The organism is Streptococcus sp. 1032, from assembly GCF_013277015.1.
Taxonomy (GTDB): Bacteria; Bacillota; Bacilli; order Lactobacillales; family Streptococcaceae; genus Streptococcus.
The window spans coordinates 25,196-44,705 of record NZ_VMMD01000001.1 but is presented as its reverse complement, the minus strand read 5'-3'; the positions used below and the strand labels follow the sequence as shown (position 1 = coordinate 44,705).

Here is a 19,510-nt window from a genome sequence, read left to right as displayed (position 1 = left end):
TTCAGCTTCCTATATTTTCTTCGCTGTTTGTAAATCAAAATGCAAGACACATGAGTAGCACCATATTTGTTACTCTTATCTGTCCTCTCAAGAGACTATTATGAGTTATTTCAGAATCATTCACTACTTTGACCCTGACTCTCCTTAGTCTCAAAATCAAAGACTTATACTCTTCAAAAATCTCTTCAAACCTCGTCAACGTCACCTTGCCGTAGGTAGGGTTACTGACTTCGTCAGTTCTATCCACAACCTCAAAGCAGGGCTTTGAGCAACCTGCGGCTAGTTTCCTAGTTTGCTCTTTGATTTTCATTGAGTATTAAACAAAAAGTGAACAAACCTGAATTCTAATGTACAGAAGACTAGGCTTGTTCACTTTTTTATAGTCGCTATAAGATGAGCTTATCTATAGCTTTTTATACATAATTATATATTCAGACATACTATTATCAATTGTGTAGCAGGGAGGAATCTGTTAACGCACCCATTCACCATTATCATTGACTCTATAGCCATCTATACTTGTATTGACCGCTAGCTCACCCGATGCATTTACATAATACCATTTACTACCAACTTGAAACCATTGATTGGCTTTCATAGAACCGTTGCTGTTGAGGTAATACCATGAACCATTATTTTGTAGCCAACCTGTCTCCATAGAACCATTATCGTTTAGATAGTACCATGAACCATTAACTTGTACCCAACCTGTTGCCATGGAACCATCAGTATTATAAAAATACCACATACCATTTTCTTGTTTCCAGCCTGTTGTTGGAGCAACTGGTTTAGCTGGTTCTACTGTTCCTTGATTAGATGTAACAGATACAGGATACGAAGGAATAGATGATTTCTTAGGAACAACAACTTTTTCAGGTTCTCTCGTTCCTCTCCTTATACGTCTTTTTACCATCTCTTTAGTAATTTGACGAGAAGTAGTTTCTTCAATTGTTCCATCACGTTCATCTACAGTATAGATTGTAGTAAGCGTAATTTCACCAATTTCTCCTGCTTCTTCTATTTCTTGACCTTTATCAAGAGTTGGGTCATCGAGATATTCTGTTTCGATTGGAATTACTTGGACAAGAACTTGGGGCTTGGTTCCTTTTTTAACAACTCGTGTTTGAGAGTCTTCTTTTTGACTTAAAGTACTCTCAGTTACTTGTCCACTCTTTCCATCTACATCATAAGTTATCGTTGTAACTGTTTTCCCATTCTTTCCTAGAGTAATCTCTTTCTCCTGTCCTGCAGAAAGGTCATTGTCTGCTTCATATTTAGTAGCAAATGGAACAAGAACTTCTTCAACCTTGCTTTTGGCTGGAACTTTGATAACTGTGTCTGTCGGTTCTTTTCTGTCTACAGTAACCTTTTCTGTGACCTTACCAGTCTCTGGATTAACATCATAGGTTCTTGTCGTGGTTACATAGCCATCCTCTCCGTCAACCATCTCAATAGAAGCTCCTCGGTCTCTACTCTCATCTTTTTCATAACGGATGACACTTGTAGGAAGGACTTTACGCTCAACCTTGCTTTTGGCTGGAACTTTGATAACTGTATCCGTGGCTTCTTTTTTCTCTACGGTAACCTTTTCGGTAACATGACCATTCTCTGGATTAACATCGTAGGTCGTTGTCGTGGTTACAGTTCCGTCCTCTCCGTCAATTGTAACAGGATTTTCACTACGAGCTTTACTTTCATCTTTTTCAAAACGGATGATACCTGTAGGAAGGACTTTATGCTCAACCTTACTTTTAGCTGGAACTTTGATAACTGTATCCGTGGCTTCTTTTTTCTCTACGGTAACCTTTTCGGTAACATGACCATTCTCTGGATTAACATCGTAGGTCGTTGTCGTGGTTATAGTTCCGTCCTCTCCGTCAATTGTAACAGGATTTTCACTACGGTCTTTAGTTTCATCTTTTTCAAAACGGATATTTGTACTTTTTTCGGTGATGCGTTTTTCTACCTTATCTTTAGCTGCAACTTTATAGATAATATCCTTTGATTCTTTTTCAATGGTAGATGTTGTTTCTCTAATTGTTACCTCACCTGTTTTATCATTTACATCATATGTTGTAGTAATTTTTCTAAGTCCATCTTCTCCATCACTTTCTGTTAAAACATTACTTCCAACAGGGCGAGTGGCATCTTTTATATATCTAATAAGAGAGCTAATCGTTTCGGTAACTACAGTAGGCTTTGTTCCCACTTTGATAACTTCTGTTTGAGGTTGAAGAATAACAACGTCAGATTTCTCGCTGACCAACTGTAAAGTTGTAGATGAATATGTTTTTACGGTAGCTTTTATTCCTTTTTTACCAGGTGTTTTTGTTTCTTTCGTTCCTTTAGGAAGATTGTCATCTCTTTCGTATATTGTTTCATAGGGGATATCTTTTCGGTTATCTTGGGTTTCAAAATTATCATCCAATTCACTTGTCACATCTGCCCCATCAGCATGAACAAAACTTGTATTCAGGACTCCTCCTAAAAATAAAGTTAGCCCGATTATCACAGAACCAAAAATCTTTCCGAGTTTACGTAATGCATAGCGCTTATTGGTATTAGATTTTGCCATTACATCCTCCTTCTAAAAGTTACTACTTCTAGTATAGCATCTTTTCTGGCAAATGTTAAATAATATGTTTAATATATCAAATAAACTTAGAATGATATATTGATTATTGAACTAACACTTTAACTATATCGTAATCAATCTCATATATAGAGGATTGCAGACATCTTATCTAAATACATGCTAATATATTTAAATACAAACATTCCAACTTGATAATTTTCACTCATCTTTCATCATTCCTTATACAACTATGCAATAACAATCGAATAGTTTGCTCATTAGAATGAGACTATTTTAATGTTAGATATTTCGATAGAGAAACATAAATAAAATTGGTGGAATTTAATTCCCTAACTCGATAGAGGATTCTATTTTAAATTTAACAACAGCTAGGATTACACTATAAAAAACATATTACCACCTGTTCGGCTGGAGAATCTAGTCGATTAGCTCCCTCTTAGTTACAAGCTTAAAGCGATTTTTTAACTAATACTAAACAAGATTAAAGAAGGAACTAGAACATCTGTCTTGTGCTAATCAATATGCTATTTTAAAGTTGCAAATAAACTTGGGATGCCAATTATTATATTTACAATAAATAGTTGACTTCAATGAAAACAGAAAAGAGAATTCAACATTCTTCCCTACTTATCTGATAATAAATAAGATCCGCAAGATAGCCTTTTCTCTCTACACCATTAACAATGGTTTGTAGATAGGACATCCCTGCTTTCTCCATGACACGACCTGAAGCTGGGTTGAGACTGGCATAACGTGCCTTGACTTTTTGAAAGCCTACTTGAGTAAAACAAAAGTCCAAGACAGCTTTCAAGACCTCTGTCATCATACCATTCCCCCAGTAAGCCTTGCCTAACACATAGCCAATTTCACAAGAAGAATCGTTCTCATCTATTGCAACGATACTGATATCTCCTATCACTTGTTCTGGGTTTTCTTTGAGACAAATGGCCCATTTGTAATAGTTGGGACTGGTATAGGAAGCAACCCAATTTCGAATGGAGTTTCGAGTGACCTCGACATCAGGATGGGGATCCCAAGTGACGTAGGTTAGATTCTCAGTAGACGAAGCCCAATTTTGAAACATAGCTTCTGCATCACTCTCCACAAATCTTCGCAAGATTAAACGATCTGTCTGTAACGTTTGCGTACCGATTAATTTCATGACACTACCTCGCTTTCTGATAGATGATTCTCTGCCCAACCTCAATTTAAATTTACTTTGCTTTTGAATTTCAAGGTAATAAGCGAAGAAGGTCAACCGGACCTTCTTCACTTACTTGTTTTCATGCTCGGGGTAAAAAGACTAAACTCAGTAACAACTAAAAAACAAGTTTTTTATCTAGTTCCTTGACGCAGTCGCTGTCTGGTTTGAAATGCGCTCTAGCAAGCTTTTTCAAACCTAGTCATCGTTGCGAGGGTGAGAAGACGAAATCGAACTCTTGAGTTACCGAATCTGCCTCGTTTTCTTATTTCTAAACTCGGGCTAAAAAGGTCCCCCGGACCTTTTTACTCCCAAAAGTCATCAAATACGGTGATTGGTAGGTGGCGTTTGTGTTGGCCTTTGTGCCACCAGTTTTCGATTGTTACTTGGGCTTCTGGACTGATTGTTTTGCCTTCTAGGTAGTCGTCAATCTCTTCATAAGTGACTCCGAGGGCTACTTCGTCAGCTAGGCCTGGTTTGTCTTCTTCTAGGTCTGCCGTTGGGATTTTTTCATAAAGGGCTGGGTCTGCACCAAGTTCCTGCAAGAGTTGTTTTCCTTGGCGTTTATTGAGGCGGAAAAGAGGGAGAATATCCGCACCACCGTCACCAAACTTGGTAAAAAAGCCTGTGATATTTTCCGCAGCGTGGTCTGTTCCAATGACCGCTCCGCTATGGGAACCAGCAAGGGCATACTGAGCAATCATACGGCAACGTGCCTTGATATTGCCCTTATTAAAGTCTGAAACAGGACTACCTGTCGCTTCGACTGCTGCCGTCATGGCATCGGCTGATTCCTTGATATTCACAACCAAGCTGACATCTGGCTGGATAAATGCTAAGGCTTTTTGAGCATCTGCTTCATCAGCTTGCACTCCATATGGCAGGCGGACAGCGATAAATTTGTAGCTGTCGTCTCCCGTTTCTGCTCGCAGTTCTTCCATAGCTAGTTGAGCCAAACGACCTGCCAAAGTCGAGTCCTGCCCTCCAGAAATCCCTAGTACAAAGGTTTTAAGGAAGGGATGTTTTTTCAGGTATCTCTTTAAGAAATCAATAGAACGACGGATTTCTTCCTGGGTATCAATCACTGGTTTGACACCCAATTCTTGGATAATCGTTTCTTGCAAACTCATTCTTCTTCTCCTTCACCAAGGGCTTCCTTGCGCATCTTATCAATCAAGTCCATCTTATCCTGCCATACATCACGCGCCAAATCCACTGGATAGTGCTGCGGATTAAGCACACGCTTGTACTCATCCCAAAGCTTGTCAAATTCCTTACGGGCATAGTCCTGAATCTCAGTCAAGCTAGGCAGGTTGTAAATCAATTTTCCGTCTTTGAAGATATCCACCAATAGAGGAACAGCATCAAAATTACGAACGGTCTTCTTGATGTAGGTATAAGTCGGATGGAACATCTTGATTTCTGTCATGTCGCTCACATCCACACCATCATAAGTGATGTAGTCGCCTTCTGACTTGCCTTTTTCACGACTGGTAATGCGCCACACCTGCTTCTTACCTGGTGTCGACACTTTTTCAGCATTATTAGACAGCTTAATGGTATTGCGCATCTGGCCATTTTCATCTTCGATTGCAACAATCTTGTAAACTGCACCAAGAGCTGGCTGGTCATAGGCCGTAATCAGCTTGGTACCCACGCCCCAGACATCAATCTTGGCCTTTTGCATCTTGAGGTTGAGGATAGTATTTTCGTCCAAATCATTAGAAGCATAAATCTTAGCCTCTGTAAATCCAGCCTCGTCCAGTTGCTGACGGACTTTCTTGGAAATGTAAGCAATATCCCCAGAGTCAATCCGGACACCCATAAAGTTAATCTGGTCACCCAGCTCACGCGCCACCTGAATGGCAGCTGGCACACCAATACGAAGGGTGTCATAGGTATCCACAAGAAAAACGCAATTTTTGTGGGTCGCAGCGTAAGCCTTGAAAGCCTCATAGTCATTGCCATAAACCTGTACCAAGGAATGGGCATGGGTCCCCAAGACAGGAATGTCAAAGAGTTTACCAGCACGCACGTTGCTAGTTCCATTGGCACCACCAATCACCGCTGCGCGTGTTCCCCAGATAGCCGCATCCATCTCTTGCGCCCGACGTGTCCCAAACTCCATCAAAGGTTCATCTTCAATAACTGAACGAATACGAGCTGCCTTAGTCGCTACCAAGGTCTGGTAGTTGACGATGTTCAAAAGAGCCGTTTCGACCAACTGACATTGGGCTAGAGGGCCTTCAACTTGCACAATCGGTTCATTAGCAAAAACCAAATCCCCTTCTTGGGCAGAACGAACGGTCAACTCCAACTTGAAATTGCGGAGATAGTCCAAGAATGCCCCATGATAGCCTAGCGACTCCAAATAGGCAATATCACTATCTGAAAAACGCAAATCTTCAAGATAGTTCACAATTCTTTCCAAACCTGCAAAAACTGCATAGCCATTTTTAAAAGGCTGTTGGCGGAAATAAACCTCAAAGACCGCCTTTTTATTGTGAATCCCTTGGTCAAAGTAAACCTGCATCATGTTAATCTGGTACAAGTCCGTGTGCAATGTCAAACTATCATCTGAATACATACTTTTCCTACTTCCTTAACTAGAAATACATGAAAATTTTCAAAAACTTTCATGTATTCCAATAAATTAGTACTATTATATCACATTTTAGCTGGATTGAGAAAAGAGTAACAAGCTATTCACCACTCTCCAGTTCATCCATGTCTTGCTCAAATTTTTTCTGAGCCCATTCGCCATAGCTCTTCAGACCAAGATTGCCGATAAAAACCCAAGGAAGGTAAATGACATAAGTAATTGCCCAAGCAGACAGGTATTTAACGTTCAAAGGATTGTGCTGATAAATTTCTATGTTGAATTGATAATTCTGTAACATCAAAAGAGCCGTAATAGCCAATGTTAGGAAAAAACAACCCAAAATCGTAAAATGAAAACGACTATAGTAGGTCACTCCCAGATAACGGGCACGATTGAAAAAGAAGAAAATTCCTACTATCAGAGTATAGACTAGAAAATTCGGATTAAAAAGAGAGGGAGCTAATACAGCCACTAAATAGCTTAGAAGCACAAGCCCAATGAAGAGGGTAAAGGATTCCGCTCCAGCTTTATTGATTAGCTGTTCTTCTCTTTCGTCAAGTAATTGATAATGAATGAATTTATTTACCATCTTCTTCCTCCCAAAATAGTTGGTCTAGGGTTTTCCCTAAACATCTGCAAATGGACTGGCAGAGCGAGAGACTGGGATTGTATTTCCCCGCCTCTATCAAACCAATAGTCTGGCGTGTCACCCCGACAGCCTCTGCCAGTTGACCTTGTGTTAAATCACGCTCAACACGAGCTAATTTTAATTTTAAATTTTTAGCCACCTGCGTCCTCCTTATAGTTTTAATACTCATCTACTCTTAAAAAATCCAAAACCAACACAAGTTGTCAGCTATTTATTATAACCTCATTAATTAGCACTCCAATATTATCTTCAGCCTAAAATCAGTATGTTGGATTGTTTGAAATAAACTTCCTAGTTTGCTATTTGATTTTTTGTTTAGTATTAGCTTTAGTAGGGTCTTTTAAACGAGTTTTGATTGCTTGTATTTCTTGTTTAGTTTAGTTGCTTTCATATCACTATTATATAATGCTTTTGGAAATGAGTCTAGCATAAGACAAAAACGTGGTAAACAGCAAGAGCAGGAGCATAGCAAGATGACTGATTTTTTGCTGGATTTTAAGTCTGCAAAATAATACTAAATAAAGCTAAAATGAATACTCCTTGCTTTTCTTGAGAGTGAACAAGTACAATAAAATGATTGTAGTGATTACCACAAGATACTGACTAATAGACATCGTATTTGAAGCAACAAATACAGGTAAGGAATAAAAAGGAAGAAGTTCAATCGCTTTGATAAACAAATCATTACTAGTATTCATCATAATCGTATTTAATATATTAGGGATAAAGAGTAGTAAAGCTACTAAAATACCAAATACCAAGCCACTTTTCAATTTGTATAAATAAAAAATGTAAGATAATAGAAAATAAAATAGGACTAACAAAATTGTATTGACTACAATGGCTGCTATAAAATCTAATCCTAAATCACCTGGAACACCCAATTTACTTACGATGACTAGTAGCACAATGCCATTCAAAGCATAAATAATGGAAACTGAGATGGCATATATAAAATTAGACAAGACGTAAATCATCCGATTTTTCTGTTGATTATAAAATAAACTTATCGTATTGTGGGAAAAATCCCTGCTAATAATTCGGTTAGCATGTATAACAGCCATTAACATACCGAGCATAGCATAAAAATTTGAAATATGCTTAATACCAAGTGATGTCCCTTGAGTCTTTAGAATAAAGAATGTAACCAGTATCGGCGGTATAAACGAGATAATCAAACCAAGATATATTACGCCTGATGAATATAAATCCCTTATATTTTCCTTAAGAAAATTCAATTTATTTAATTTCATGATTATATCCTTCCTTTATTTTGAACGATTTAGATAAATATCTTTAAGCGTCTCTTTTTTAGTTTCAAAATCAACTACTTTAATAGAGTTTTCGTTAAAAAATTTAAAAAGCTCACTACTTTGAATATTCCCAGACATAGTAATTTTCAGTCCCTCTTCCTGAACAATATCCCCAAATTCTTGTTTGCTAATGAAAATGTCTCTATCTGTAACTGATGAAAAAGCTATCTCAAACAAGCAATTATGACTATCTCTTCCTACTTTTTGAAATGTCAAAAGCCCGTTCTCCAAGAAAAGAACCCTTTCACAAATTTCTTCAATATCTTCTAATTTATGACTCGATATTAAAATTCCCACATTTTCATGTAAAGCTAAATTTTTTAGAACCGCTAAAACTATTTGTGATGATTCAATATCTAAACCATTAGTCGGTTCATCTAAAATCAATATATCAGGTTCCGTAACAAGAGTTAGAAGCAAAGCTAATTTTTGTTTTGTACCCAAAGAATAGGTCTTTACTTTTTTATTAATAGACTGAGTCAAATCTAACTCTTGGATCAAACTTCCAAATCTTTCTTGATTGTAGTCAACACCATATAAATTTGACAAATATTTTAAATTCTCTAAACCTGTTTTAGATAAAAATAATTTTGGTTCTTCGATTAAATAGCCAACATTATTACTACTTATAATATTCCCTGAAGTCGGTTGATTATTCTGAACAAGAATTTTCATCAACGTACTCTTGCCAACTCCGTTTCTCCCTACTAGACCAACAATTTCACCCTTGTTAAGTGCAAAATTTATACCTTTGAGAATGATTGAATGGCCATAATGCTTACTTACATTTATAACTTCCATTTTTTATTCCTCCATTAATATTCATTGTTTGCTCTTTGATTCTTATTGAGTTTAAAAAGTTGCGCCTCTTTTTAACAACATTATATCATATATCTAACTTAATGCAATATATAAATGTCATTTTGTAAAATTTTATTAACAAAAAAACTCTCTACCACAAAAAGATAGAGAGTTTTTAGTTTAAATATATAATTTCAAAATATCGACGGCATCGCTTCTTTGTTTAATTTGATAAACTTTGATACCTAAGCTCCGACTTTATCACTTAAAAATAAAAAAGGACAGCTAATCCCTTGCACATCAAGGGATTTCGCCATTCTTTAATCTCGTTTAAGTGTTGTATATGGAGCTTTGCATAATTTTTTAAAACTAAACAACTACATTAAGCACGCACTGTGACGCTGGTTCCATCTTCCTTATAAAGATTGATGAGACCTTCTTTGAGAGCTCGAACCATATCTCCAGCTTGAACAGGTTGTGGGACTTTGATTGTCAAGAGTTCCATCGGATTTGGAGCGCGGTCGATTTTATTACCTTTGGCATCATGCAAATCTTCGATATACGTTTCAAAATGACGGAAACCTGGGCCATAAAACTCAACTTGGTCGCCTTCATTAATGACGTTCCGTTGACGAATGGTTGCTGTTTGTGTCGCATCATCATAAGAAACCACTTCAGCGACAAACTTGTACTCAGGAATTTTACGACGAGCACCAAACAACTGCTCATTTTCAGATGGTGTACCGTAGTAGAAACCTGTTGCCAATTCACGTTGGGCAACCTTCCACATCTCGTCCACCAAATCTTGTTTGATAGCTTCAAACTTTTCTGGACTTTCTAGATAAGCATCAACAGCCGCCTTGTAGCAGTTGGTTACAGTTGAAACATAGTGAATAGACTTCATACGTCCTTCAATTTTAAGACTATCCACACCATTTTTAATCATATCTGGGATATGGTCAATCATAGACATATCAACGGCTGACATCGAAAATTCTTCTGGAATCTCTCCCTTAAGGCTCTTACGTTCTTTCCCAAAAGGCATATCGTAAAGGTCATATTTCCAACGGCAAGACTGAGAACATCCACCACGGTTGGCATCACGCATACTCATGTGGTTTGAAAGAGTACAACGACCAGAGTAAGAAATACACATGGCTCCGTGGACAAAGGCTTCAATCTCAACATCTGTACGTTTGCGGATTTCAGCTAATTCTTCCATCGAAACCTCACGCGCCAAAACGACACGAGTCAAGCCCAGTTCTTTCCAGAACTCAAGGGTTTCATAGTTAGTTGCACTTGCTTGGGTAGAGAGGTGGATTTCAAGACCAGGCGCTTCAGTCGCTGCAATCATGATCAAGGCTGGGTCAGATACGATAACTGCGGCAATCCCGATATCACGTAGTTTACGGAACCACTCACCAGCACCAGCTTCATTTCCTTCGTGCATAACCATATTGGCAGCTACATAGACTTTGGCACCGTACTTGGCCGCAAACTGGACACCTTCTTCCATCTGTTCAAAGGTAAAGTTTCCGGCACGGCTACGAAGACCATAGGCCTGACCACCAATAAAGACAGCATCTGCCCCATACTGAACAGCTACCTTTAGCTTCTCTAAAGTCCCTGCAGGTGATAAAACCTCAGGACGTTTTAATGTTTTTGTCATGTTTTCTCCTATTTGCAATATAAAAGTTTGACGTTTTTCCTTCTCATTTTATAGTAAATAAGCCATAAAATCAAGCCTAGACAGATTGTTTTGACAATTCTAATCTTTTAAACTTTGCATAATAACTGTTAAACTGTCGAAAATTAACCCAGTTTTAACAGGTAGTCAAAAAGTCTAGAAAAGTAAAAACCAGTACCCAAAGATACTGGCTCATTAAACTACATAAATTAGTCCTTAGATGACTATTCCCATTCTATTGTTTTCTAAATTGATAAGGTTTGATATAGTTTAAAATTAAGGATTTATACTAGTTATTTTTATAAGAATTTATTAGAATTAATTTCTATTGTTTGCAGAGTTGAAATTAATGTGTAACAAAAACACAACATTTTTTATATAATAGTATTAGTAATAAAAAGGTGGTGATATAGTAAGATTAGCTGTTAGACTAGCAATAGAAACACGAAATAGTATCGATGCTCTAAAAAAAGAAATAAAAGCAACTGGAGAATTTGATAATCTTCATCTTACTAATGGGTTTGTCGTAAATCAAGCTTATTTAGATTCTAAAAAAATTACTGCTGAACAAAACTGGGATAAAGTATTAAAATTTGGGTCTCAAGTTGAAGAACGAAGTGCCCCAAAAACTCGAACTGATTTACAAGTAAATCAAACTACTATTGATGATATTGCTGAGTTAAAAAAGATTTTACCTCTATATACAGAAACAAATTATGTAACCACTTCTTTTGTTATCAGAATGATAGTGAGGGGTTCTCTTTTAGTGCGTCACGGAAAAATTTAGGCTTCAAGCCTATTTTTTTTATTTCAATTTTATGTGTCGACAAAACACGACACTTATTTTATAACAGTGGCGTGAAATAATTACAACACTGAAATTATATAAAGAAGGTTCAACAATGCTTAGATCAATTTTTAATGCAGAATACATTTATTTGACTATTTTTTGTAGTGTTAAATATTTTATGTGTTTAACTTTACATTTTAGGAAGAGGAGAAGTTTATAATCAGTTTCTGAAGAAAAAAGTATAAAAAATGCTATAATAGAATATATATAGTAAGAAAGGAGAATTACAATTGTTACCTAAAAAAATTATCACACCTAAAGTACCACCTATCAAAATCCAAGGAATAAAAACTAAATTAGTTCCATTTATTGCCGAATCAATAAAATGGGATGGTCAAGGAACATACTTTGAACCATTTATGGGTTCTGGTGTAGTAGGTTTTAATTTAGAACCCCAGAAGGCTATTTTTAGTGATACCAATCCCTATATCATTCAATTTTACAAAGATATTCAATCAAAGAAGATTACTGCTCAAACAGTTAGAACTTTTTTAGAAAATGAAGCAACTAAATTATCTAGTACACCGGCTGATAAGACATCTTATTACTATGAAGTTAGAGATAGATTTAATAAAGAACATAGCTCTTTAGATTTTTTATTTTTACAACGTTCCAATTTTAATGGAATGATACGTTTTAATAATAAAGGGAATTATAATGTTCCTTTTGGACGAAAACCAGAGAGATTTCAAAAAGCATTGATTACAAAAATTGTAAATCAAGTTTCATGGGTTGAAGAAATAATAGAGGGCAAAGATTGGGAATTTATCTGTATGCCTTTCACTAAAGCATTTGAAATGATGGGAGAAAATGACTTTGTTTATTTAGACCCTCCGTATATTGATCGTTATGATGGATATTATGATTCTTGGAGTGAAGAATATGCGGTATTACTCGCAGAACTTACTCAAAAAGGAAAAGCTGGATACGCCTTTAGTATGTGGTACGAAAATCAATACAGAAAAAATACACATATGGAAAAATGGAACGACGGGAAGTTATTGACTACTGAACATTTTTATCACTTAGGAGCAAAAGAATCTAATCGAAATAAAATGATAGAGGCTTTAGTAATAAGTGAACAAAATTTGAATTTAGAAGAAGTTCATTTTGAACAGAAGCAAATTAGTCTTTTTGAAATATAAAAAATAGAGCGAACTGCTCTATTTTTTATTAAATGTTTTATCATATTGAATTAAATAATTAGAATACAGTTTCTTTAATTCTAACGATTTAGTTTTATCAGTTTTAGCAATCCACTCAAAATATCCTTCAAGATTATTATATAAAGATTGTTTTACCTTTTGGGTATCAGTATATCTTGGGTAATGTTTCCAATAATCGTTAAACACATCATCTCCTAAAACGGAGAAAGGGCCTGCACCATAATCAAAAGGATTAATGGATGTTGAAGTAATTGTTCCAATATTATCAGTGTTTCCACTACCTTTCTTATCACCACATATTCTATACTTTTCTTGAACAAACATTTCTATATTTTTATATGCAGGAATTATAGAATCTAATTTCTCAAAATTAACTTTTCCAGTAGTTGGTTTCGTCTCTCGAGTATAGACAACACCTAAAATATAATGACCGTCATAATCAGAGTAATGACCTACAATATTCTTTGTTCCATTTCTCATAAAACTTGTAAAACTACCTCCAGTAAAGCCAAATTTCGTATTTTCGCTTCTTCTGTAAGTAGTTTTTATATCGATGGCAATTTTTCGCCCATCTTGCTTTTTAAAATAAAAATCAGGGTATACAGTTTGTTTTTCAGATTCATGTAAAGTATAGCCCAATTCATTGGCTGAACGTTGCAATGCTTCAAAAGCTATAACTTCAAACAATCTACCTATAATCTTTGAATCACTCCCAAACGTGTAGATTTCCTTCTTTTTGTTTATAAAACCAACGAGTTCCCATTCATTTTCATTTTTTGGTAAATACTTAGCAATAGTATCAATTATTTTATCTGTATAAGGTGTCATTTACTCAGCTCCTTTGTTTGCGAATTGTTTGCGATTATTTAATTAAAGGCTCTGAAACATTGATTTCAAAGCCTTTTTATTGTAATTTTTCTTATTCCCACTCAACTGTTGCAGGTGGTTTACTTGTAATATCGTAGACGATGCGGTTAACGTGGTCCACTTCGTTTACGATACGTACTGAGATTTTTTGAAGGACTTCCCAAGGAATTTTGGCAAAGTCAGCAGTCATACCATCAATAGAGGTGATGGCACGGATTGCAATCGTGTAGTCGTACGTACGACCGTCACCCATAACACCAACTGAACGAACGCCTGTGTTAACAGTGAAGTATTGCCAGATATCACGGTCAAGACCTGCTTTAGCAATTTCTTCACGAAGGATAGCATCTGATTCACGAACAGTTTCTAGCTTCTCTTCAGTAATTTCACCCATGACACGGATCGCAAGTCCTGGTCCTGGGAATGGTTGGCGCCATACGATGTGGTCTGGCATACCAAGCTCTGTACCAAGGGCACGAACTTCGTCTTTATAAAGAGTGTTGAGTGGTTCAATCAGTTCAAATTGCATGTCTTCTGGAAGACCACCCACGTTGTGGTGTGACTTGATAGTTTGGGCTGTATCTGTACCAGACTCAATCACGTCGGTGTAAAGCGTACCTTGAGCAAGGAATTTCACATCTTTGAGCTTGCTTGCTTCGTCATCGAATACATAGACAAACTCATTACCAATGATTTTACGCTTTTGTTCAGGGTCAGAAACGCCAGCAAGTTTATCAAGGAAACGTTTAGCAGCGTCTGCTTTGACGATATTCAAACCAAACTTACCACCAAGCATGTCCATAACTTGGTCCGCTTCTCCTTTACGAAGAAGACCGTGGTCTACGAAGATACAGATCAATTGATCGCCAATAGCCTTTTGGAGAAGAATCCCAACGACAGATGAGTCAACCCCACCTGAAAGGCCAAGAAGGACACGTTTATCACCGACGGTTTCACGAATTTTTTGGATCTGCATATCAATGAAGTTATCCATTGACCAGTCGCCTTTAGCCTTACAGATGTTAAGGGCAAAGTTACGAAGGATATCATTTCCGTATACAGAATGACGAACTTCTGGGTGGAATTGGATACCGTAAATGTGTTTATCTGGGTTTTCAATGGCTGCATATGGGCAATCAGCTGATGTTCCAGTACGAACAAAGTCAGCAGGAATCTCAGTAACCGCATCACCATGGCTCATTAAAACAGTCTGCTCGTCTGGTGTTGATTCAAAAAGAGCTGATGGTGTGTGTGTTAGGGTTGATTGACCGTATTCACGATTTCCAGCATCACCTGCAGGAACAACTTTTCCTCCAAGTTTATGGGTCAATAACTGCATACCGTAACAGATTCCCAAAATAGGAATTCCGAGTTCGAAGATTTCTGGGTCAATATCAAATGAACCATCTTCATATACAGAGTTTGGACCACCTGATAGAATAATTCCTACAGGATTGATTTCACGAACCTCAGCAGCTGAAATTTTATGGCTCTTTAGTTCTGAAAAAACGCCAATCTCACGGATACGGCGTGAAATCAGCTGGTTGTATTGGCTACCATAGTCCAATACGATGATTTTTTCTACATCTTGCAAATCAGTTGAAATGTTGCTCATCTTTTTCCTTTCTCAAAAGAAATATCTTTTCCAATATTCTATCACAAATAAGGTCGAATTACCAACTAAACAAGGCGAAGATTGACTTTTTCTTGTTTATTAAGGTACAATAGAGAAAAGATAGAAATGAAGTGAAAATATGCTACCCGCTTATATGAAAATCCATGATCAGATTAAAAAGGATATTGACGAGCACCGTTGGGCTATTGGTGAGAGACTTCCCAGTGAACGAGATTTAGCAGAGCAGTTTGCGGTCAGTCGTATGACCCTTCGCCAAGCTGTATCTCTATTAGTCGAAGAAGGCGTTTTAGAGCGTCGTGTAGGAAGCGGCACCTTTGTTTCCAGTACTCGAGTACAAGAGAAGATGCGAGGGACAACCAGTTTTACTGAAATTGTTAAGTCCCAAGGTAAAGTTCCCTCTAGCCAGCTCATTTCCTACAGAAAAACTATTCCTAATGAACAGGAAGTTGCCAAGCTAGGAATTTCTCCAACGGAGAATATTATCCGAATGGAACGTGTTCGCTATGCCGACCAAGTTCCTCTGGTTTATGAAGTTGCTTCTATTCCTGAAAAATTCATTAAGGACTTTAAAAAAGAAGAAATCACCAGTCATTTCTTCCAAACCTTGCAAAAACATGGCTACCGTATTGGTAAATCACAGCAGACCATCTATGCTCGCCTTGCTAAAGAAAAAATTGCCCACTATTTGGAAGTTGAAAAAGGACATGCTATTCTTGGTTTGACTCAGGTTTCCTACCTAGAAGACGGGACAGCTTTTGAATACGTAAAAAGTCAATATGTAGGCGAACGTTTTGAATTTTATCTTGAAAATAATTAGATTACTAGGCAAAAACTCTCTGTCACGGACAAAGAGTCTTTTTTATTTTTCTAAGAGTAAATCTTTCAAAGAAATCAGTGTTACTGCAATTAAAATCATTGCCATGCCAAGAAAATCAATAGGATAAAATTGTTCATTCATGATTAGAAAGGCAAAGAATACAGCCGAAATTGGCTCAATTGAAGCCAACAAACTTGACTTGACCGGCCCAATCAGACTGGCTCCTTTAAGGAAAGCTGTATAGGCAAAGACAGTCCCGATAAGGATAATGCCCGCAAAAGCAAGGAGAAAATCAAGACTAGTCGGGATAGCGGCCTGTAGAACCCCTGTAAAAGGAAGGGCGACCAAACCTGCTATGACCATTCCCACACCAATGACCAAACTGCTCCCCCACTTCTTAATCAAGGCTATGGGCAAAATGATATACATGGCGTAAGTCAGAGCAGAAAAGAGCCCCCAGAATAAGCCAGAAGGTGTCATAGATAACTGGTCTAACTGCCCATGAGTGGCGATCAGGAAGGTTCCTCCAATGGCTAATATGATAGAAACAATCTCTCCCAGTGTTGGCGCCACCTTATCCTTGATACAGCTATAAATCAAAATCCCGACAGGACAAACATACTGAAGCACTGTTGCGGTTCCTGCATTGGTCTCCTGAATAGCAGTTAGATAGGCAAATTGATTGAGGAATAGACCAATTAGAGCAAAAATAAGAAGAGACAGCAAACTTTTTCTATCCTTTAAAAAGGCCAGCATTCTATCCTTTGCAGTAGCATAAGCTAAGAGCATGAGAATTCCACCAGCGATTAAAAGACGCAAGTTGGTCAAAACCAGAGCCGAAATTCCGTGTGCCATCAGATATTGGCCACTCGTTCCTGACAAGCCCCAAGCAATACCAGCCACAACTGTTAGTAAAGTCCCTTTTAAACTATTTGACATGTCTCTCCTTACTCTTCTTTACGAATCAAGTCCATCACTTGATTACGGTCTACAATCCACTGAGCCCTCTCATCCTTTTCATAGGTACGATTCGATAGGAAAATGGCCGCTTCTTGCTTCTGACGATTCCACATGATAAAGGTACCCGTATAGCCCGTATGGTCTAGCCATTCTCCTTCCAAATTCCATGCTAAAGAACGTTCCTTGTCATCCAAAAGTGAAAAATTTTTACTCAAATCTCTTGCAAAATCATCTGTTAAATAGTGTTCTAAAAAGATTTGTAAATCCTTTACAGTCGAAAACAAACCAGCACTACCTGCATGTCTGCCCAAAAGACGAGCCTTAGGATCATGCACTATGCCTGCCTCTACACCTCTAACTGTTGGAACAGCAAGCTCAACAGGTCCAAACTGGGTTTCCTTCATTTTCCAAGGTTTCCAAACTTGCTCCTGCAAAATCACATCCAGATCTTGATTAAAGATTCTTTCCAAGATAAAACCTAACAGCAAAAAATGGACATCCGAATAAAGAAAGGCTGGCTGACTTCGTCTATTGAGATGAAACATCGCTTCCTTTAATTCAGAAGCTGTTAAAAGGTCTCGATTGGGAATAAACGGATCAAGATCTGTTGCGTGAGTTAAGAGCTGGCGAATAGTAATGTCTGGATAATCACTCTCAGTTAAAAAATCTATTACCGGTCTGTCAATATCTAATTGACCGTTTTCCCACAAGAAGGTAAAAACGGTACCAACCCCAACAACCTTGCTGACACTAGCTAGGTCATAAACTAGTCCTGCCTCAGTCTGCAAGCCACGCTCTGGATCACTCTGGCCTAAATAGAACTCCGTCCATTGATTGTCCTTAAAATATGCAAAAGAGGCTCCGGGATAAATCCCTGCCTCGATTTGTTCTTCTATTTTTTTAATAATCTTGGTCCACTTCATACTTCTTCAAACCACAATTCAACATTATTTCTATCTTTTCCAAGGAAGAATTTTTCAGACTTAGGAATAAAATATTCGGTAGACTCAAATTTCTGGCGCAGACTTGCTATGTCTAATTCATTAACCAAGAACTTGAGCATAGATAAGTCCCAAGTAACCGTATTGTCCACAGTCAAATCCTGCCCCTGAGTTGGAATAAAATCAAGGGATTCCCCAATTTCAGATAGTTCCAAGAAACTATCTACATCCATTGGGAGGTGTAATTCCATAGAAATCTCAAATTTACTTAAAGAAATTGACTCCAGATCTGTTTGAAATTCAGGTTTTTCTACTACTTCGACTAGACTTTCTCTATCATTTTCTGCATGGATCAAAACCAAATCATCTTCTGGAGAGTAAATTTCAAAAGCGTAGCCATTTTGACCTTTATATAATCGATGAATCGAATCTGTTTTAGTTAATAAGGCCTCGATTTCTAAGGGATTTTCCACCTTGACAATCAATCTAGCTAGTTTTTTTCTTCCCTCTACCTTACGAGTGCGCATACTTGGAGCTTCTTCTAAAACCAGCTTTTCAAGACCTGTTTGGTCGCCTAGTGACAGAAAGGCTGATTCTTCTAACAAGGCCTTCATGCCAAGGGTTTCAATATAAAATGTTTCATTTAATTTTCTATTATTAACTTTTAAAGTAGGAATAATCCGTACAATCTGATTTACATTCATAAATTCCTCCGTCACTTTTTATTTTAAAGGATTTTAGAATTTTTTACAAGATATTATGCTCAAATTTAACATTATTTAGCTATTTAGTAAAGATAGTCTTTCAAGGTTTTTGTCAAAACCTGATAACCAGCAACACTGAGGTGCAGCCCATCAGTTGTATAGTCTTTTTTGAGTTGGCCTGCTTGGTCTATCAAACTATCAAAAACTGGCACAAATTCTACCTGCATATAGGCAGAAGCAAGCTCTTGATAGGCTTGATTCCACTCCTGAATTTTTTCATTTGTGCGGATATAGACAGTCTGCTTGTACTCCTCTCCCTCATTGACTGGCAAAATGGAAAGCAATTTCATCTCTGTCAATGGATAATCGCGAGCAATGGATTGTATGATAGCTTCGAGATTATTGAGAGCCTCATTCACAGGCACATCTTTTCCGATATCATTTGTCCCAATTAAAAGGACAATTTTATCTACTGCTCCACCGTACAGATGCGCATCTAGATTTTCTAATAACAGCCCTGTCTGATAACCTCGAATGCCTCGATTGACAATCGTCTTCGAAGTCCCAAATAATTCCTGTAGAGGATAATATTCGACAATGGAGTCCCCAATAAAGAGAATATCGGGCTCTACAATGGAAACCTGATTTAAGTGACGATACTTGGTTTGAATTTTGCCTTGTTCCTTTAGGAGCCAATTTTCTAATAACTGTACTGCCACT

Annotated in this window: 16 protein-coding genes and 1 pseudogene; 2 read left to right on the top strand and 15 right to left on the bottom strand. The window is 37.4% G+C overall.

The features are described 5' to 3' along the window. Positions 1 to 472: 472 nt before the first annotated feature. The 9 genes and pseudogenes from HT711_RS00225 to HT711_RS00185 form a co-directional block, all read right to left on the bottom strand. A complete protein-coding gene (locus HT711_RS00225; protein ID WP_173249661.1) occupies positions 473 to 2,575 on the bottom strand; it encodes a PspC-related protein choline-binding protein 1 in 2,103 nt (700 codons plus the stop codon). Between the two features lie 631 nt (positions 2,576 to 3,206). Continuing rightward, positions 3,207 to 3,758 (bottom strand): GNAT family protein, encoded by a 552-nt coding sequence (locus HT711_RS00220; RefSeq protein WP_173249660.1) that lies wholly within the window; start codon positions 3,756 to 3,758, stop codon positions 3,207 to 3,209. 344 nt (positions 3,759 to 4,102) lie between these two features. Then, positions 4,103 to 4,927, bottom strand: a complete 825-nt coding sequence (gene nadE / locus HT711_RS00215) for an ammonia-dependent NAD(+) synthetase (RefSeq protein ID WP_173249659.1) — start codon at positions 4,925 to 4,927, stop codon at positions 4,103 to 4,105. Next, on the bottom strand, positions 4,924 to 6,384 hold the full coding sequence (locus HT711_RS00210) for a nicotinate phosphoribosyltransferase (protein WP_173249658.1): 1,461 nt from the start codon (positions 6,382 to 6,384) through the stop codon (positions 4,924 to 4,926). The genes nadE and HT711_RS00210 overlap by 4 nt, the downstream gene beginning before the upstream one ends. A 115-nt stretch (positions 6,385 to 6,499) precedes the next feature. Beyond that, positions 6,500 to 6,988, bottom strand: coding sequence for a DUF6773 family protein (locus HT711_RS00205; protein WP_000247411.1), 489 nt, complete (start codon positions 6,986 to 6,988; stop codon positions 6,500 to 6,502). Further along, positions 6,978 to 7,187, bottom strand: coding sequence for a helix-turn-helix transcriptional regulator (locus tag HT711_RS00200; RefSeq protein WP_050201387.1), 210 nt, complete (start codon positions 7,185 to 7,187; stop codon positions 6,978 to 6,980). Before HT711_RS00200 ends, HT711_RS00205 begins: the two co-directional genes overlap by 11 nt. A 385-nt stretch (positions 7,188 to 7,572) precedes the next feature. Continuing rightward, positions 7,573 to 8,301, bottom strand: coding sequence for an ABC transporter permease (locus HT711_RS00195; protein WP_000773482.1), 729 nt, complete (start codon positions 8,299 to 8,301; stop codon positions 7,573 to 7,575). A 15-nt stretch (positions 8,302 to 8,316) separates the two neighbouring features. Then, positions 8,317 to 9,187: pseudogene (locus HT711_RS00190) on the bottom strand (ABC transporter ATP-binding protein). Positions 9,188 to 9,544: 357 nt separating this feature from the next. Next, positions 9,545 to 10,831, bottom strand: coding sequence for a U32 family peptidase (locus HT711_RS00185; RefSeq protein WP_023934621.1), 1,287 nt, complete (start codon positions 10,829 to 10,831; stop codon positions 9,545 to 9,547). 1,098 nt (positions 10,832 to 11,929) lie between these two features. Here HT711_RS00185 and HT711_RS00180 point away from each other — a divergent pair. Beyond that, positions 11,930 to 12,844, top strand: a complete 915-nt coding sequence (locus tag HT711_RS00180) for a Dam family site-specific DNA-(adenine-N6)-methyltransferase (RefSeq protein ID WP_173233299.1) — start codon at positions 11,930 to 11,932, stop codon at positions 12,842 to 12,844. Positions 12,845 to 12,862: 18 nt separating this feature from the next. Here HT711_RS00180 and HT711_RS00175 read toward each other — a convergent pair whose 3' ends face one another. Further along, a complete protein-coding gene (locus tag HT711_RS00175) occupies positions 12,863 to 13,693 on the bottom strand; it encodes a type II restriction endonuclease (RefSeq protein WP_173233297.1) in 831 nt (276 codons plus the stop codon). 91 nt (positions 13,694 to 13,784) lie between these two features. After that, on the bottom strand, positions 13,785 to 15,347 hold the full coding sequence (guaA, locus tag HT711_RS00170; protein ID WP_173249656.1) for a glutamine-hydrolyzing GMP synthase: 1,563 nt from the start codon (positions 15,345 to 15,347) through the stop codon (positions 13,785 to 13,787). 139 nt (positions 15,348 to 15,486) lie between these two features. Here guaA and HT711_RS00165 point away from each other — a divergent pair, with 139 nt between their 5' ends. Next, positions 15,487 to 16,185, top strand: coding sequence for a GntR family transcriptional regulator (locus HT711_RS00165; RefSeq protein WP_000936191.1), 699 nt, complete (start codon positions 15,487 to 15,489; stop codon positions 16,183 to 16,185). A gap of 42 nt (positions 16,186 to 16,227) precedes the next feature. Here HT711_RS00165 and HT711_RS00160 read toward each other — a convergent pair whose 3' ends face one another. The 4 genes from HT711_RS00160 to HT711_RS00145 form a co-directional block, all read right to left on the bottom strand. Further along, on the bottom strand, positions 16,228 to 17,124 hold the full coding sequence (locus HT711_RS00160) for a DMT family transporter (protein WP_173249655.1): 897 nt from the start codon (positions 17,122 to 17,124) through the stop codon (positions 16,228 to 16,230). An 8-nt stretch (positions 17,125 to 17,132) separates the two neighbouring features. After that, a complete protein-coding gene (locus HT711_RS00155) occupies positions 17,133 to 18,068 on the bottom strand; it encodes a serine hydrolase domain-containing protein (RefSeq protein WP_173249654.1) in 936 nt (311 codons plus the stop codon). Then, on the bottom strand, positions 18,065 to 18,790 hold the full coding sequence (locus HT711_RS00150; protein WP_050313441.1) for a CppA N-terminal domain-containing protein: 726 nt from the start codon (positions 18,788 to 18,790) through the stop codon (positions 18,065 to 18,067). Before HT711_RS00150 ends, HT711_RS00155 begins: the two co-directional genes overlap by 4 nt. An 83-nt stretch (positions 18,791 to 18,873) precedes the next feature. Then, complete coding sequence (locus tag HT711_RS00145; RefSeq protein ID WP_173249653.1) at positions 18,874 to 19,509, bottom strand: GDSL-type esterase/lipase family protein; 636 nt, start codon at positions 19,507 to 19,509, stop codon at positions 18,874 to 18,876. Position 19,510: the final 1 nt, after the last annotated feature.

Coding starts and splice junctions, on each gene's coding strand:
- HT711_RS00225 (WP_173249661.1), bottom strand. CDS start 2,575: ATGGCAAAATCTAATACCAATAAGCGCTATGCATTACGTAAACTCGGA.
- HT711_RS00220 (WP_173249660.1), bottom strand. CDS start 3,758: ATGAAATTAATCGGTACGCAAACGTTACAGACAGATCGTTTAATCTTG.
- nadE (WP_173249659.1), bottom strand. CDS start 4,927: ATGAGTTTGCAAGAAACGATTATCCAAGAATTGGGTGTCAAACCAGTG.
- HT711_RS00210 (WP_173249658.1), bottom strand. CDS start 6,384: ATGTATTCAGATGATAGTTTGACATTGCACACGGACTTGTACCAGATT.
- HT711_RS00205 (WP_000247411.1), bottom strand. CDS start 6,988: ATGGTAAATAAATTCATTCATTATCAATTACTTGACGAAAGAGAAGAA.
- HT711_RS00195 (WP_000773482.1), bottom strand. CDS start 8,301: ATGAAATTAAATAAATTGAATTTTCTTAAGGAAAATATAAGGGATTTA.
- HT711_RS00185 (WP_023934621.1), bottom strand. CDS start 10,831: ATGACAAAAACATTAAAACGTCCTGAGGTTTTATCACCTGCAGGGACT.
- HT711_RS00175 (WP_173233297.1), bottom strand. CDS start 13,693: ATGACACCTTATACAGATAAAATAATTGATACTATTGCTAAGTATTTA.
- guaA (WP_173249656.1), bottom strand. CDS start 15,347: ATGAGCAACATTTCAACTGATTTGCAAGATGTAGAAAAAATCATCGTA.
- HT711_RS00165 (WP_000936191.1), top strand. CDS start 15,487: ATGCTACCCGCTTATATGAAAATCCATGATCAGATTAAAAAGGATATT.
- HT711_RS00160 (WP_173249655.1), bottom strand. CDS start 17,124: ATGTCAAATAGTTTAAAAGGGACTTTACTAACAGTTGTGGCTGGTATT.
- HT711_RS00155 (WP_173249654.1), bottom strand. CDS start 18,068: ATGAAGTGGACCAAGATTATTAAAAAAATAGAAGAACAAATCGAGGCA.
- HT711_RS00150 (WP_050313441.1), bottom strand. CDS start 18,790: ATGAATGTAAATCAGATTGTACGGATTATTCCTACTTTAAAAGTTAAT.